The organism is Actinoplanes sp. NPDC019969, from assembly GCF_055562375.1.
Window position 1 is genome coordinate 1,138,786 of sequence record NZ_JBVHFK010000001.1, and the last position, 14,129, is coordinate 1,152,914.

15 protein-coding genes are annotated in these 14,129 nt (G+C 71.5%); 8 read left to right on the top strand and 7 right to left on the bottom strand.

Annotation, left to right across the window (positions count from 1 at the left end; translation table 11 throughout):
* Positions 1-50: 50 nt before the first annotated feature.
* Positions 51-509 (top strand): Lrp/AsnC family transcriptional regulator, encoded by a 459-nt coding sequence (locus ACZ3II_RS05445; RefSeq protein ID WP_465516364.1) that lies wholly within the window; start codon positions 51-53, stop codon positions 507-509.
* Here the strand turns inward: ACZ3II_RS05445 and ACZ3II_RS05450 are convergent.
* The 3 genes from ACZ3II_RS05450 to ACZ3II_RS05460 all read right to left on the bottom strand — a co-directional run bounded on the left by ACZ3II_RS05450 (position 506) and on the right by ACZ3II_RS05460 (position 2,486).
* Positions 506-1,588 carry a T3SS (YopN, CesT) and YbjN peptide-binding chaperone 1 gene (locus ACZ3II_RS05450; protein ID WP_465516365.1) on the bottom strand — a complete coding sequence of 361 codons (1,083 nt, stop codon included), beginning with the start codon at positions 1,586-1,588 and terminating at the stop codon, positions 506-508. The genes ACZ3II_RS05445 and ACZ3II_RS05450 overlap by 4 nt on opposite strands.
* 62 nt (positions 1,589-1,650) lie before the next feature.
* Entirely contained in the window at positions 1,651-1,890 is a 240-nt protein-coding gene (locus ACZ3II_RS05455; RefSeq protein WP_465516366.1) for a DUF6457 domain-containing protein, read from the bottom strand.
* On the bottom strand, positions 1,887-2,486 hold the full coding sequence (locus tag ACZ3II_RS05460) for an NTP transferase domain-containing protein (RefSeq protein ID WP_465516367.1): 600 nt from the start codon (positions 2,484-2,486) through the stop codon (positions 1,887-1,889). The genes ACZ3II_RS05455 and ACZ3II_RS05460 overlap by 4 nt, the downstream gene beginning before the upstream one ends.
* 70 nt (positions 2,487-2,556) lie before the next feature.
* Here ACZ3II_RS05460 and fdhD point away from each other — a divergent pair, with 70 nt between their 5' ends.
* On the top strand, positions 2,557-3,399 hold the full coding sequence (gene fdhD, locus ACZ3II_RS05465; protein ID WP_465516368.1) for a formate dehydrogenase accessory sulfurtransferase FdhD: 843 nt from the start codon (positions 2,557-2,559) through the stop codon (positions 3,397-3,399).
* On the opposite strand, the gene ACZ3II_RS05470 is transcribed toward fdhD, so the two are convergent.
* Both ACZ3II_RS05470 and ACZ3II_RS05475 read right to left on the bottom strand, forming a co-directional pair.
* Positions 3,354-4,337 carry a DUF4192 domain-containing protein gene (locus ACZ3II_RS05470; protein ID WP_465516369.1) on the bottom strand — a complete coding sequence of 328 codons (984 nt, stop codon included), beginning with the start codon at positions 4,335-4,337 and terminating at the stop codon, positions 3,354-3,356. The genes fdhD and ACZ3II_RS05470 overlap by 46 nt on opposite strands.
* Positions 4,338-4,427: 90 nt before the next feature.
* Complete coding sequence (locus ACZ3II_RS05475) at positions 4,428-4,931, bottom strand: GNAT family N-acetyltransferase (protein ID WP_465516370.1); 504 nt, start codon at positions 4,929-4,931, stop codon at positions 4,428-4,430.
* A gap of 56 nt (positions 4,932-4,987) precedes the next feature.
* Between ACZ3II_RS05475 and ACZ3II_RS05480 the strand changes: the two genes are divergently transcribed.
* The 4 genes from ACZ3II_RS05480 to ACZ3II_RS05495 are packed head-to-tail and all read left to right on the top strand — an operon-like array spanning position 4,988 to position 7,724.
* The gene (locus ACZ3II_RS05480) at positions 4,988-5,863 is read left to right on the top strand and encodes a fructosamine kinase family protein (protein WP_465516371.1); all 876 of its coding nucleotides are present in this window, start codon (positions 4,988-4,990) and stop codon (positions 5,861-5,863) included.
* 14 nt (positions 5,864-5,877) lie between these two features.
* Positions 5,878-6,897 (top strand): GTP 3',8-cyclase MoaA, encoded by a 1,020-nt coding sequence (gene moaA / locus ACZ3II_RS05485; RefSeq protein WP_465516620.1) that lies wholly within the window; start codon positions 5,878-5,880, stop codon positions 6,895-6,897.
* A gap of 5 nt (positions 6,898-6,902) precedes the next feature.
* Complete coding sequence (locus ACZ3II_RS05490) at positions 6,903-7,142, top strand: MoaD/ThiS family protein (protein ID WP_465516372.1); 240 nt, start codon at positions 6,903-6,905, stop codon at positions 7,140-7,142.
* A gap of 57 nt (positions 7,143-7,199) precedes the next feature.
* Positions 7,200-7,724 carry a DUF6939 family protein gene (locus tag ACZ3II_RS05495; protein WP_465516373.1) on the top strand — a complete coding sequence of 175 codons (525 nt, stop codon included), beginning with the start codon at positions 7,200-7,202 and terminating at the stop codon, positions 7,722-7,724.
* 110 nt (positions 7,725-7,834) lie between these two features.
* On the opposite strand, the gene ACZ3II_RS05500 is transcribed toward ACZ3II_RS05495, so the two are convergent.
* Positions 7,835-8,524, bottom strand: a complete 690-nt coding sequence (locus tag ACZ3II_RS05500; RefSeq protein ID WP_465516374.1) for a VOC family protein — start codon at positions 8,522-8,524, stop codon at positions 7,835-7,837.
* Positions 8,525-8,845: 321 nt separating this feature from the next.
* On the opposite strand from ACZ3II_RS05500, the gene ACZ3II_RS05505 reads away from it, so the two are divergent.
* Together ACZ3II_RS05505 and ACZ3II_RS05510 are read left to right on the top strand one after the other, a co-directional pair.
* Entirely contained in the window at positions 8,846-10,186 is a 1,341-nt protein-coding gene (locus ACZ3II_RS05505) for a metallophosphoesterase (RefSeq protein WP_465516621.1), read from the top strand.
* A gap of 65 nt (positions 10,187-10,251) precedes the next feature.
* A complete protein-coding gene (locus ACZ3II_RS05510; protein ID WP_465516375.1) occupies positions 10,252-13,377 on the top strand; it encodes a UvrD-helicase domain-containing protein in 3,126 nt (1,041 codons plus the stop codon).
* On the opposite strand, the gene ACZ3II_RS05515 is transcribed toward ACZ3II_RS05510, so the two are convergent.
* On the bottom strand, positions 13,364-14,074 hold the full coding sequence (locus ACZ3II_RS05515) for a prepilin peptidase (RefSeq protein ID WP_465516376.1): 711 nt from the start codon (positions 14,072-14,074) through the stop codon (positions 13,364-13,366). The genes ACZ3II_RS05510 and ACZ3II_RS05515 overlap by 14 nt on opposite strands.
* Positions 14,075-14,129 lie beyond the last annotated feature (55 nt).

Below are 14,129 nucleotides of genomic sequence, written 5' to 3' on the forward strand. Positions count from 1 at the left end.
GGCTAGGTTGCAGCAAACAGCTCGAAATCTTGCTCTCTGGAGGCGGATCGTTGCAGATGGACGCCGTCGACCAGCGAATTATTGCGTTGCTCGTCGCTGATGCCCGCGCTTCGTACGCAGACATCGGCACCAAGGTCTCGCTGTCGGCTCCCGCGGTGAAGCGTCGCGTCGATCGCCTGCGCTCCACCGGCGTGATCAAAGGATTCACCGCCGTCATCGAGCCGTCCGCGGTGGGCTGGACGACCGAGGCGTTCGTCGAGCTGTTCTGCACCGGGCGGACCACACCGGCACAGATCACCGTGGCGACCCGGCGGCACCCCGAGGTGGTCGGGGCCTACACCGTCTCCGGGCAGGCGGACGCGCTCGTCCACCTGCGGGCCGCCGACATCGGTCACCTGGAGCAGGCGCTGGAGAGGCTGCGGGCAGAGCCGTTCGTGACCTCCACCCGCAGCATGGTGGTGCTGTCGCGGCTGGTGGAGACACCGACCGCGATTCCTCTGAACTCCTAGAGGTACATCCCGGGGCGGTGCCCCTCCTCGTCGGGCTTCGGGGCCGTCGGCTTGTCGCCCTCACCGAAGAACCGCTTGCCACCGAACTCGCCGTGCAGCCGGTCGTCCAGCTCGTCGGCCAGCCCGGTCATCACCTGCACCGCCAGCATCAGGTGGATCGCCTGGAAGTTGCGGCCGAACACCGGGATCGACGCCCAGACCGTGTCCTGCGCGCAGTACAGCCGGCCGATCGGCATCCGGTTGGTCAGCTCGGACAGCTTCACGTAGAGCTGCTCGCTCGGCTCGACCTCGGTCAGGATCGGGGAGAAGACGTCGACCAGCGGCGGGTTGTCCCGGACCCGGACGAACACCATCGCCGAGCCGGCCCGGATGCCGATGTCACCGTCGGCGTCGACCTGAAGCTGGTCGACGGTGGTCTTGGACATGGTGGCGACGACCGTACGGACCCGCTCGTCCAGCGGCACCACGTCGTCGGCGACCCCGGCGAGCGCCGCGTGCAGGGCGTCGTCGTCGTCCAGGTCGTCCAGGCTCAGGCCGTCCTCGATGCTCGGCTCGTGCCGGGCGGTGCCGAGCGGACTGGCCTCGATCGGCTCGTCCTCCTCGTCGTGCACCAGGTAGACCAGGAAGGCGGGGTGCGGAGCGCCGTACACATCGCGCAGCGTCCGGGTGATGATCGTGGCGAGCTGGGTGCCCTTGTCCTGCGCGGACCGCAGGCCGAACGAGTCTCCCGAGCCGGCCAGCACGCCCGGCGGCGACCAGCCGAGAGCGACCAGGTCGGCGACCGCCGCCCGGTCCATCCGGAACTCCTGCGGCAGGGCCGCGTTACCGACCGCGAGCGCCTCGACGACGCCGTCGGGCAGCACCCGGATGCTCACCGAGTAGACCGCGGTGCCGGTGCCCGAAGCCGTCGGGTCCAGCGTGAGGTCGATGTGGGAGCCCGGCTGCAGGGTCGGCAGCAGACCGGCCAGTGCCCCGGCGAACTCACGCCACGCCTCGGTCACCTTCGCCCGTAGGTCGGCCGTGGTCGGCTCGTCGAGGAGCCCGCCTTCGTACGCCTCGCCAGCGGCTTCTGCCGTCATGATCGCACCTCCGTCCCCGTCACCCTATCGAGCGAGCCGGGTCCAGCGTGGACCGGTGGGTTTCATTCGGCGGGCTTCGCCCGGGCGACCGCCAGCGCGCTGATCCGGGCCGCTGCCTCGGCCGGATCGGCGCCCCCGGCGACGGCGAGGCCGAGCAGGTACGCCGAGACGGGCGCCCCGGGCCGGAGCACGTTGTGGGCCACATCCCGGGCCACGTCGAGCACCTCCTTGGCCGGCACCCGGACCTCGCCGAGCCCCAGCTCAGCCGTGACTTCCGCCACCCAGTCGTCAAGCTCGCTCATTGGGCCCACTCCTCCGCCGTGCGCAGATCGTCGTCGGTGTCGCAGTCGAACCACGGCGGCGGTCCCGGCCGCCGCCACGACACCTCCGCCACCCGGGAGTGCTGCAGCAGCTCCCGCACCGGCGCGCCGTGCAGCCCGCCCCGCGCCTCGGCGAGCCGGGCCAGCGCGGCCCGCAGCCCCGCCGTCCGCCACACGCCGCAGAGCAACTGGAGATGGCCGTCGGTGTCCCGGTAGAGCGCCCCGTCCATCGGCGCCGACTCCAGGGTGAGCCGCAGCACATCGATCGCCTCGCCGGTCAGCAACGGCAGGTCGGCCGCGAGCAGGGCCGTGTAGGTCACCTTCTCCGGGACCAGGGCGAGCCCCGCCGCGGCGGCCGCGACCGGGCCACCGCCGGCCGGCTCCTCCCGGGTGACGTGCACCGGAACCGGGAAGTCGGCCGGTATCCGCCCGACGACGACGCGCGGGTCGGCGTCGTGCACCGCTGCCAGCACCCTGGTCAGCATCGACTGACCGGCCACCGTCAGGGTCGGCTTGTCGGCGCCGCCCATCCGCCGTGCCGCACCACCGGCCAAGACCACTGCCGCGAATCCCCCCACGTGAGTACCGTATCCCGAGCGCGTGCCGGACGTGACCACGCGCTCGGTTCGACGCCATAAGGGGACGGCCATGGGCAGGAGCACGAGCCGCCGTTCGGTCGTCACGATCGATGTCAGCGCGCCACCGCGGAGCCGCCGTCGCCAGGACCATCTCGCGGCCGAGGAGCCGCTGGAGATCCGGGTGCGCAAGGCACCGCTGGCGGTCACCATGCGGACCCCCGGCCACGACATCGATCTCGCGATGGGCTTCCTGCTCAGCGAAGGGGTGATCAGCCGGGCCGAGGACGTGACGACGGCACAGCTGTGCGCGGGGACGGACACGCCGAACACGTACAACGTGGTGGATGTGGTGCTCGGCCCGGATGTGCCACCGCCGGTCACCGACCCGAGCCGGAACTTCTACACCACCAGCTCGTGCGGGGTCTGCGGCAAGGCGAGCATCGACGCGGTACGCACCCGGTCGCCCCACGACGTCGCCGCCGACCCGCTGGAGATCCCGGCCCGTACTCTCGCCGGGTTGCCGGAGAAGCTGCGGGCCGCCCAGCGGACGTTCGACCGGACCGGCGGTCTGCACGCCGCCGGGCTCTTCACCGCCGCCGGTGAGCTGCTCGTGCTGCGCGAGGACGTGGGCCGGCACAACGCCGTCGACAAGGTGCTCGGGTGGGCGCTGCGGGAGGGCCGCCTGCCGCTGGCCGGGCACGTGCTGATGGTGTCCGGCCGGGCCAGTTTCGAGCTGACGCAGAAGGCCTGGATGGCCGGCCTGCCGCTGCTGGCGGCCGTCTCCGCGCCCAGCACCCTGGCCGTGGAGCTGGCCGAGGAGGCCGGGATGACCCTGGTCGGCTTCCTGCGGGAGCCCACCATGAACGTCTACTCCGGGGCCCACCGCGTCACCCTGCCCGGCGAGATGCCGTGATCGAGCAGTTCGTCCAGCATGCGGGCGAGCTGGTGGCCGGGTTCGGCGAGGAGCGCCCGGTTCACCGCGACCCGGGCCAGCGCGCCCAGGCCGGCCCGCCACGCGGTGAACCCGAGCAGGCAGGCGGGCGCCGGCACGTGGACCGGCTCGGCCCGGCGTAGCACGTCGGTCCAGAGCGCGACCCGCCAGTCGTCCGGGGCGCACCGGTCGAGCGCGAAGTCCTCGATGGCCCGGTCCGCCAGCAGCACACCGAGCCAGGCGACGTCGTCGTCGGTGAGCGCGGCGCCGGACCGGTACCGCTTCTCCGCCTCGCGGACGGCGAGACGACCGGCCTGCCTGATCCGCCGGCCGGGCCGCTCGCCGGTCAGCAGGCCGGCGAACCGGCTGCGGGCCCGCTCGGTGGCCGCCACCATCGCCTCCCGGGCCGGCCCCTGCACCGCCGCGACCTGGGCGACCAGGTGCGCGCGGCTGGGCAGCGCCACCTGCCCCAGGTAGGTCGCCCGGGCCGCGACCACGCTGTCCGGCGGCAGGCAGAGCCCGCCCTCGGGCGGGCAGCAGCGCGGCTCACTGCACAGGTACGACCACCAGCGCCCGCCTGACACCCGGATCGCGTCGTCGATGCGCACCTCGACGATCCGCAGCGCCTCAGCGAGATGCAGGGTCATCGGGGTGACCCGCTGCGGTGGCCCGTACCCCACGATCACCACCGACTGCGGCTCCTGACGAGCGATCGTCACGGCGATCTCCCAGGCCCCGGCCCGGAGCGCCACGTCGCCCTGATCCGGCGGCGGCAGGTCGAAACAGGCGCTGAACTCCAGGTCGTGACCGCGCAGGCCGACCAGCGCGACGGCGTCGTGCGGGTGATAGCCCAGCAGGTACGGCAGGGCGGCGAGGAGATCGGCAGGCGTACGGAGCGGAAGCGAGCAGTCGGATCTCATGCCGGGCAGCGTGGCCGAGTCCGGAGATCCGTTGGTGGGCCTGTGGACGACACGCCATGCCGTCCACAGTGCGACGGCGGGAAACCGCTGCTAGGAGCGGAACGGCAACTCGTGCAACTGCAGGCCCTCACGGTGCCGGGCATGGGTGTGCCGGTCCAGATCCATGGTCAGTTCGATCGACGAGACCACGTCGTACCCGGCGGCGTGCAGACTGCGGATCGCCTCGACGTTGCGGGACTCCGGCGAGATCGTCAGCGAGGTCATGCTGCGGCGTTTCGCCTCGTCGGCGACGTGTTGCAGCAGCTGGCGGCCGACCCCTTTGTGCCGGTGCGTGATGGTCACGACGACCGGGTCCACCTCGCCGGCCCGGCCCCGCATGATCAGCCCGACCATCCCGATCACACCGTCGTCGGCGTGGTCGGCGACCCAGAGGCCACTGAGGTCGAGGCGGGTCAGGTACTCCTCGAAACCGGCGCCGCCGTCGTCCCTGTGCTCGCCGTACATCTCGTTGTGCTGCCGGGTGAGCTCGGTCCACAGCCGGCGGCCCGCGGAGTGGTCACTCGGGCGGTACGAGCGCACGATGACAGGGGTCATGTCGCCATCTTGCCTCCAAATGGAGACGTACGTCACCGGAAGCGGAAGATAACCGGGTGGACCTTGCGTATCTGCGCGCGCACCCGCAGCACCTACCGACATTTCTCACCCATCAACGGATCCGCGAGACGCCGGTGAGCAGCGGCGTCTGCTCGGCCAGCCGGCTGACGCTGGACGACGGCACGTCACTGTTCGCCAAGACCTGGCCGTCCGGGCCGGCGCCGGCGGGCCTGTTCGAGGTGGAGGCGGCGGGGCTGGCCTGGCTTCGGGAGGCGGGGAGCGTACCCGTGCCGGAAGTTCTCGTCGCTCTTCCCGACCTGCTCGCGATGGAGTGGATCGAGCCTGGTCCACCCTCCCCGGCGGCTGCCGAACGGTTCGGGCGGGAGCTGGCCGAGCTGCACCGATGCGGGGCTGCCAGCTTCGGGGCCGGACGATCCGGTTATATCGGGCCGTTGTCGCTGGACAACACGCCGGGTGACGACTGGGCGCCCTGGTTCGCGGAGCGACGGCTGGCGCCGTACCTCAAGATCTCCGCCGATCGCGGTGCGCTGACCGCCTCCGACATCGCGGTGGTCGAGGAGATCCTCAACACCCTTGCGGCGTACGGGGGAAGCGAACCGCCCGCCCGCATCCACGGCGACCTGTGGCCCGGGAATCTCCTGTGGGCGGCGGACGGCCGTGCCTGGCTCGTCGACCCGGCGGCACATGGCGGCCATCGGGAGACCGATCTGGCCACGCTCGCCCTGTTCGGCGGCGTTCCGCACCTGGACCGGATCCTCGGCGCCTATCGGGAGACCTGGCCCCTGGCCGATGGCTGGCGCGACCGGATCCCGCTGCATCAGTTGCATCTGCTGCTGGTGCACACCGCCGCCTTCGGCAGCGGATACCGGGGCGCGGTACGGAACGCCGCCGACTCGTTGCGGCAGTTGTAACGGGAAACGGCTAGATTCGATCCGTGCACAACGTGCTGGTCGACCGTTTCGGTCGCGTCGCCACCGATCTCCGTGTCTCGCTCACGGACCGGTGCAATCTGCGCTGCACCTACTGCATGCCCGCCGAGGGACTGGCGTGGATGCCGCAGCCGCAGCAGCTCACCGACGACGAGGTGAAACGGCTGGTCCGGATCGCGGTGGAGCAGCTCGGCGTGACCGAGGTGCGGTTCACCGGCGGCGAGCCGCTGATCCGGCGCGGCCTGGTCGGCATCGTCGCGGACGCGGCCGGGCTCGACCCGCGGCCCAAGCTGTCGGTGACGACCAACGGCATCGGCCTGGACCGGACCGCCGTGGCCCTGCGCGACGCCGGCCTCGACCGGGTGAACGTCTCGCTCGACACCCTCGACCCGGCTCGGTTCCACGAACTCACGCTGCGCGACCGGCACGCCGACGTGCTGGCCGGCCTGCGCGCCGCAGCCGACGCGGGCCTCACCCCCGTGAAGATCAATACCGTGCTGATGCGCGGTGTCAACGACGACGAGGCGCCGGCCCTGCTGCGGTTCGCTCTGGAGCACGGCTACCAGCTGCGGTTCATCGAGCAGATGCCGCTGGACGCCCAGCACCAGTGGGACCGGCACGAGATGGTCACCGCCGAGGAGATTCTGGCCGCCCTCGCCCCGTTCGGTCTCCAGCCCGACGATGTTTCACGTGGAACAGCGCCGGCCGAGACCTGGCTCGTGCCGGGTCACGTCGACGCGGCGGGCGAGCCGGCCCGGGTCGGCGTCATCGCCAGCGTGACCAGGCCGTTCTGCGGCGACTGCGACCGGACCAGACTGACCGCCGACGGCCAGGTCCGCAACTGCCTCTTCGCCACCGAGGAGAGCGACCTGCGTGGGCTGCTGCGTCAGGGTGCGACCGACGCCGAGATCGCTGCGGCGTGGCAGGTCGCCATGCGGGGCAAGCGGGCCGGGCACGGCATCGACGACCCGACCTTCCTGCAGCCGGTCCGACCCATGTCCGCCATCGGAGGCTGAGCCTGATGCTCACAGTGCGCTACTTCGCGGGGGCCCGGGCCGCTGCCGGCACCTCCAGCGAGACGGTGGACGCGGCCACCCTCGACGAGCTGATCCAGGTGGTGGCCGACCGGCACGGGGAGCGGCTCGCGCTGGTCCTGAAATCGGCCAGCTTCCTGGTCGACAGCCTGGCCTGCCACGATCGGCGCGCGGCCCTGCCGGCGGGAGCGACGATCGACGTGCTGCCGCCGTTCGCCGGAGGCTGACCTTTTTTGTCGTACCCCTCGGGCAGGATCTGCCGCGAAGCTCGAGGGGAGGTGGGCATGCCCGTGCATGTCGTCAGCCGTCGCCGGCGGCCGGATCCGGGCGCCATCGACGTGACTTCGCGGGGGCCGGAGCCGTGGGTGCGGCTGAGCCCCTTCTATCCCCATGGCGGCATTCCGGTGCCGTTCACGCCCGGTGTCACCGCAGCGTCGGTGGAAGGCGTCTGGCAGGCGCTGAAGGTCTTCGAGAGCGCGGACGTGGACCCGTCGAAGCTGACGGTGACCAGGATGACGGGGCTCAAACGGACGGTTCGCCGCTTCGGGCCGGTCCGCGGCCACCGGGCGGGGCTGCACGGGACCGAGCTGCTGGACTATCCGACCGCGCGGCGGGAGATCTATCTGCCGGTTTACCGCTGGGTCCTCGAGCATCGTGTTCCCGACCTTGTCGAGCGTCTGCGCGGGATGACCGGTGACGGGCTCGTCCTCCTCGATTACACGACCAATGGTGATCCGGCGGATACGTCGAGTCCGCTGTCTCATGCTGCCCTGTTGGCTCGCTATCTGACCGGCACGTGGCCGTCATGACTACGTCAGGGATGGCGGCTCGGCCCAGTGGCCTCGCGGCCGTCATACCCGCCTGGGAGGCCACGGGCCTCCGACGTGGCCGCGTAGGCCTTGTGACGGTCATGGCCTCCTCAGAGGCCGCGGCCCTGCCAAGTGGTCACGCAGGCCTCGTTGCCCTCGTGGTCGGCGAGGACCCAGAAGGCGGGGGCTCTGTCGTCCGAGACCAGGCGGCCGCCGGCGGCGAGCGCGGCCGCGACCCGGGCGGCAGCCTCGTCGTGCGGGACGCAGATGTCGACGTGGATCCGGTTGCGCTGCGGGCGCGGTTCGCTCATCTGCTGGAACCAGAGTCGCGGCCCCTGGCCCCAGTGGTCGACGAGCGCATCCTCGGGGCCGGCGGTGGCGCGTTCGTCGACATAACCCAGCACCGCCTTCCAGAACGGGCGGACCGCGGCGATGTCCAGGGCGTCGATCGCGATCTCCAGCTCCTGCGGCGACCGTGCTCCCGCTCCGATGGCCGGCGTCGTCGCCAGACCGAGGCTGCCGACCGCGGCCGAAATCGATCCGGCCAGGGCGGTGTCCCGCGCGGTCACCGCCACCGCGGTTCGGCTCTGCAGGGTGAGCAGCACGCGATCGGGGCGCAGGTCCAGTCGCAGGTGGCCGTCCGCGTGTTCGCCGCAGGCCTCGACCGCCCGGGCGCCGACCGTGGCTGCGGCCTCGAGCGAGCCGACCGGCACCGTCGTGCACAGCGCGCCCAGCAGAAAGCGCCAGCCCAGGTGCCCTACCGCTGCGGAGGCTTCCGTGCGGCTCAGCAATCGATCCATCCCGGCAGCCTGCCAGATTCGGTGGTTGGTGGGCCGCTGCCCGGCGGAGCCCGCCGGTTGCAGGCAGGTGGACCCCGCCAGTTACAGGCAGGTGGACCCTGCCGGTTGCGGGCAGGCGGCCCTCGGTGGCCACCGGCACCCCCGCTAGCAGGCGGTGACCGGCCGCCAGCGGCCGGACCCGGCCGGTTGCGGATGGCCAGAACGGTGGCTCGCGGGCCCGGGGGCTCCCAGAAGTCGGGGACACTGGGTCGGGCAAGCTGGAAGCGGGGACGGCCACGGGCCGGCCGGCTGGGGAGGGTTGGGTTGTTCGCATTCTTCGCGATGGTCCTGGTGACCATCGGCCTGATCCACTTCTATCTGTGGAAACGGCTCGTTCGTGATCCGCTGCGGCCGGGGGTCGGGCGCCGAGCCGGGACGGCTCTGGCGGTGCTGCTCTGCGTGCTGGCACCGGCAACCCTGATCGGGGTGCGGGCCGGATATCTTCCGTGGCTGGCGTGGCCGGGCTATCTCTGGATCGCCGTGATGTTCTACCTGCTGGTGACGCTGCTCGTGCTGGAGATTCCACGGCTGCTCGCGGTCCGGTTGTGGGCGCGCGGCGGGCGGGGGAGTCGGGCCACGGTGACCACCGCGGCCGGGACGGCTTCCGCGACCGAAACGGTTCCCGCAGCCGGGACGGTTCCCGCGACCGAAGCGGTCGCTGCGGGCGGGACGGCCCCTGCGGCCGGGAGTGCTGACGGCACCGCACAGGCCGTCGCTGAGGGTGCCGCCGAGCGGCCCTCCGTCACGGGCGGGGAGCAGAAGGCCGCCGACTCCGCGGTGGGGGAGACGCCGGACAAGCAGGGGATCGAGCGGCGGCTCCTGCTGGCCCGGGGTACGGCGATCTTCGCGGGGCTGACGGCGGCGGGTATCACGGGCTATGGCGTGAAGACCGCGACCGGCGCGCCGCGGATCGACCGGTTCCAGATGCCGATGGCCAAGTTGCCGCGTGCGATGGACGGGACCCGGATCGCTGTGGTCTCGGACATTCACATCGGGCCGCTGACCGGGGTGAATCACGCGCAGCGGATCGTCCAGGTGATCAACTCGGTGAACGCGGATCTGGTCTGTGTCGTCGGCGACCTGGTGGACGGCAGTGTCGCCGAGCTGGGCCGGTTCGCCGCGCCGCTGGGCGGTATCCAATCGCGGCATGGCGCGTTCTTCGTGACCGGTAACCACGAGTACTACTCCGGGGCCGAGGAGTGGATCCAGGAGGTGGACCGGCTGGGGCTGCGGCCGCTGCGCAACGAGCGTGTCGCGATCAATGGGCTGGACCTGGCGGGGGTGAACGACCTGTCCGGCGCGGAGCAGGGTGACGCCCCCGATTTCGCCCGCGCGCTGGGCGATCGGGATACCGCCCGCCCGGTGGTGCTGATGGCCCATCAGCCGGTGGCGGCGAAGGAGGCCGCGCCCTACGGTGTCGACCTGCAGGTGTCCGGTCACACGCACGGTGGTCAGATGGCCCCGTTCAACATGCTCGTGAAGTTGCAGCAGCCGGTAGTCTCCGGCTTCGGAGAGGTGGACGGCGTGCCGGTGTATGTGACCAACGGCGCGGGATATTGGGGTCCACCGGTGCGGGTGGGCGCGCCCCCGCAGGTCACGGTCATCGAATTGCGTGTGGCGTAACCCATCAAGATCGGTAAGTGTGTTTGAGCGTGGCGATGCTTGGCGAGACCGACGGCCGTGACAGGATGCCTCAGGTGAAGGTCAGCACGGATACATATGTCGCGGACCTGCACATTCACTCCCGCTACTCGCGGGCTTGCAGCCGTGATCTGACTCTGCCCAACCTGGCCTGGTGGGCCCGGCGTAAGGGCATCGCCCTGCTCGGCACCGGTGACTTCACTCATCCGGCGTGGTTCGAGCACCTCAAGGAGAGCCTGGAGCCGGCCGAGCCCGGCCTGTTCCGGCTCATCGACGAGAAGCCGGTGGCGAGGCGGCTGCCGGGCTCGCTGCGTGGTTCCACGCCGGCCCGGTTCATGCTGAGCGTGGAGATCTCCACGATCTACAAGCGGGACGACAAGACCCGCAAGGTCCACCATTTGCTGTACGCGCCCGACTTCGCGTCGGTGGAGAGGATCAACACCGCGCTGGGGAGGATCGGCAACCTCACCGCGGACGGCCGCCCGATCCTCGGCCTGGACTCACGGGACCTCCTGGAGATCACCCTGGAGGCCGGCGGCTATCTGGTGCCGGCGCACATCTGGACGCCGTGGTTCTCCGCCCTGGGTTCCAAGTCGGGTTTCGACGCCATCGCCGACTGCTATGCCGACCTGGCCGACCACATCACCGCGGTGGAGACCGGTCTCTCCTCCGACCCGGAGATGAACTGGCGGGTCTCCAGCCTCGACCGGTACCGCCTGGTCTCGAACTCGGACGCGCATTCCCCGGCCGCTCTGGCCCGGGAGGCGACCCTGTTCACCGGCACCCCGGACTACTTCGCGGTGAAGGACGGTGTCGGCCTGGCCGGGACGCTCGAGTTCTTCCCGGAGGAGGGCAAGTACCACGCCGACGGCCACCGCGCCTGCGGCGTCAACTGGGAGCCGGCACGGACCCGCGAAGCCGCCGGCCGGTGCCCGGAGTGCGGGCGGCCGCTGACCGTCGGCGTGCTGAGCCGGGTCGAGGACCTGGCCGACCGTCCGCTCGGCTTCCACCGGGACGACCACGTCGAGCACCTGATCCAGCTGCACGAGATCGTCGGCGAGATCCACGGTGTCGGGCCGAAGTCGAAGACTGTCGAGTCCCAGCTCAACCATCTGGTCGCCACGCTCGGTCCGGAGCTGGACATCCTGCGCAAGGTCCCGGTCGACGAGATCGGCAAGGCGGGTGGCGACGAACTGCGCGAGGCGATCACCCGGTTGCGGCGCGGTGACGTCCGGCGGGTGCCCGGCTACGACGGGGAGTACGGCGTGATCACCCTGTTCGAGCCGGGTGAACTGCGCAACCGCAACAGCGCTCCGCAGATGGAGACGCTTTTCGACTTCCCGGCCCCGGAGAAGCCGAAGGCCAAGGCCGAACCGGCCGCCGCGAAGCCCCGGGCGAAGGCCGTCAAGGAGAAGCCGGCCCCGCCGCCGCTGGCCCCGCCGCCGAGCCCGCACGAGCCGTTCGAGCCGATGCTGGCCGGGATGGAGGAGGTCGGCACCGGGCTGCTGGACCGCCTGGACGCGATGCAGCGGGTGGCCGCGTCGGCGCCGGGCGGGCCGTTGCTGATCGTCGCCGGCCCCGGAACCGGCAAGACCCGGACGCTGACCCACCGGATCGCGTACCTCTGCGCCGAACTGGGTGTGTTCCCGGAGCGCTGCCTGGCGATCACGTTCACCCGGCGGGCCGCCGCCGAGCTCAAGGAGCGCCTCGAAGCGCTGCTCGGGGACGTGGCCGAGGACATCACGGTGGGCACGTTCCACTCCTTGGGCCTGACCGTGCTGAAGGAGAACGCGAAGGCGGCCGGGCTCGGCTCGGGCTGGCGGATCGCCGACGAGCACGAGCAGGCGCAGGCGCGCGAGCAGGCCGGGGACGACGACACGGCGTACCGGAAACTGCTCCGTCAGCAGGACCTCGTCGACCTGGACGATCTGATCAGCGTGCCGGTGGCGCTGCTGCGCGAGGATCAGGCGCTGGTCGAGAAGTACCGCCGGCGCTGGCAGTGGATCTTCGTGGACGAGTACCAGGACGTCGACGACCTGCAGTACGAGCTGCTTCGGCTGCTCAGCCCGCCGGACGGCAACCTGTGCGCGATCGGCGACCCGGACCAGGCGATCTACTCGTTCCGTGGCGCCGACGTGCAGTACTTCCTGCGCTTCAACGCCGACTTCGTGGACGCCCGGCTGGTCCGGCTGACCCGCAACTACCGGTCGTCGGCACCGATCCTGGCCGCCGCGGTCCAGGCGATCGCCCCGTCGACGCTGGTCAGCGGGCGCCGGCTGGATCCGGCCCGGCTCGACCCGGAAGCCCCGCTGGTCGGCCGGTACCCGGCACGCAGCGTCTCCGACGAGGCGGACTTCGTGGTCCGTACCATCGACGAGCTCGTCGGCGGTCTCTCGCACCGCTCGCTCGACTCGGGCCGGGTAGATTCCCGTACCGCCGCCGTCGGGAACCTCTCGTTCTCCGACATCGCCGTGCTGTACCGCACCGACACGCAGTCCGGGCCGATCGCCGAAGCGCTGTCCCGGGCCGGCGTGCCGGTGCAGAAGCGCTCGCACAACCGGCTGCGGGACCGGCCCGGCGTTCAGGAGATCGCCCGGGAGCTGCGGCACGCGGGCGGTTCGGGCGGCACGCTCGCGGTCCGGGTCAAGGCGGCCGGTCAGGTTCTGGCACAGCGGTTCGCCGCGCCCACCCTGGACGGCGGCCAGCCCGCCCCCGAGGACATCTGGACCGCCGCCGACCTGCTGCTGCCGCTGGCCAACCGGGTCGGTGACGACCTGTCGCTGTTCCTGCAGCAGCTGGCGACCGGCGCCGAGGTGGACGCGCTGGACCCGCGGGCCGAGGCGGTCAATCTGCTCACCCTGCACGCCGCGAAAGGCCTGGAGTTCCCGGTGGTCTTCCTGGTCGGCTGTGAGGACGGGCTGCTGCCGTTGCGCTGGCCGGGTTCGACGCCGTCGGAGGAGGAGATCGCCGAGGAGCGGCGGCTGTTCTTCGTCGGTCTGACGCGCGCCCAGGACCGGCTCTACGTCAGCCACTCGGCGAAGCGGACCCGGCACGGCAGCGAACGGGAGCAGAACCCCACGCCGTTCCTCGACGTGATCGATTCCGGACTTTTCGAGAAGCTGGGCGAGGCTGCCCCGGCCCGGCCGAAGGACCGCCAGCTCAGACTGCTGTGACGCCTGGCGGAAACCCTGTCAGGACGCCGGCGAGGAACCCGGCGAGCAGGGCCGGCCCGAACGGGATCGGCCGCGCTCGCCGGGTCACCAGCAACCAGGTGGCGATCGCGCCGTTGAGCAGGTGGGCGGTGCCGAAACCGACGGCCACCGCCGGCCAGCCCGCGAACCCGAGCAGGAACGCCAGTGCCGCGCCCAGTTTCACGTCGCCGAGGCCGAGTCCTCGCCCGGGCAGCATCGCGATCAGCAGATAGATGCCGCCGACCACCGCGGCCGCGGCCAGCGCCGGGAGGATCCGGTCCGGCGCGAGCAGCGCGAGCGGCACACCGCCGGTCAGGGTCAGCGCGCCGACCAGCCGGTCCGGCAGGCGGAGGCAGCCCAGGTCGATCATCGCGAGCAGAACGCCGGGCAGGGCCGCGACCAGGTGGACGGGCAGTTGCGGCACCGGGCCGAGGAGGGCCGCCAGCGTGCCGGCGATCAGCGCCAGCACGGCGGCCGGCCGGTATCCGCCGCGACGGCAGCAGGACGATCCGATGTGGATCCAGCCGGCCGCTCCGGGTGGGAAGATCCGGTCGCAGTCGGCGCACGACGGTCGGGCCGGAGTTCCGAAGGGGACGGTCAGGCGGTACGCGATCCGCGGCAGGAACATGCCGGCCGCGCCCCCGAAGAGCATGGCCAAGATCACCAACTGTGACGACACGAACGTGAAAGGTATCCGATTGACCGCCGCACGCTACGGTGGCAGGCAGCGCAGA

What these genes read in the sequence shown, in the direction of transcription:
- ACZ3II_RS05450 (WP_465516365.1), bottom strand. Translation starts at nt 1,588, where the DNA reads ATGACGGCAGAAGCCGCTGGCGAGGCGTACGAAGGCGGGCTCCTCGAC.
- ACZ3II_RS05455 (WP_465516366.1), bottom strand. Translation starts at nt 1,890, where the DNA reads ATGAGCGAGCTTGACGACTGGGTGGCGGAAGTCACGGCTGAGCTGGGG.
- fdhD (WP_465516368.1), top strand. Translation starts at nt 2,557, where the DNA reads ATGGGCAGGAGCACGAGCCGCCGTTCGGTCGTCACGATCGATGTCAGC.
- ACZ3II_RS05470 (WP_465516369.1), bottom strand. Translation starts at nt 4,337, where the DNA reads ATGAGATCCGACTGCTCGCTTCCGCTCCGTACGCCTGCCGATCTCCTC.
- ACZ3II_RS05475 (WP_465516370.1), bottom strand. Translation starts at nt 4,931, where the DNA reads ATGACCCCTGTCATCGTGCGCTCGTACCGCCCGAGTGACCACTCCGCG.
- ACZ3II_RS05490 (WP_465516372.1), top strand. Translation starts at nt 6,903, where the DNA reads ATGCTCACAGTGCGCTACTTCGCGGGGGCCCGGGCCGCTGCCGGCACC.
- ACZ3II_RS05495 (WP_465516373.1), top strand. Translation starts at nt 7,200, where the DNA reads ATGCCCGTGCATGTCGTCAGCCGTCGCCGGCGGCCGGATCCGGGCGCC.
- ACZ3II_RS05500 (WP_465516374.1), bottom strand. Translation starts at nt 8,524, where the DNA reads ATGGATCGATTGCTGAGCCGCACGGAAGCCTCCGCAGCGGTAGGGCAC.
- ACZ3II_RS05505 (WP_465516621.1), top strand. Translation starts at nt 8,846, where the DNA reads ATGGTCCTGGTGACCATCGGCCTGATCCACTTCTATCTGTGGAAACGG.
- ACZ3II_RS05510 (WP_465516375.1), top strand. Translation starts at nt 10,252, where the DNA reads ATGCCTCAGGTGAAGGTCAGCACGGATACATATGTCGCGGACCTGCAC.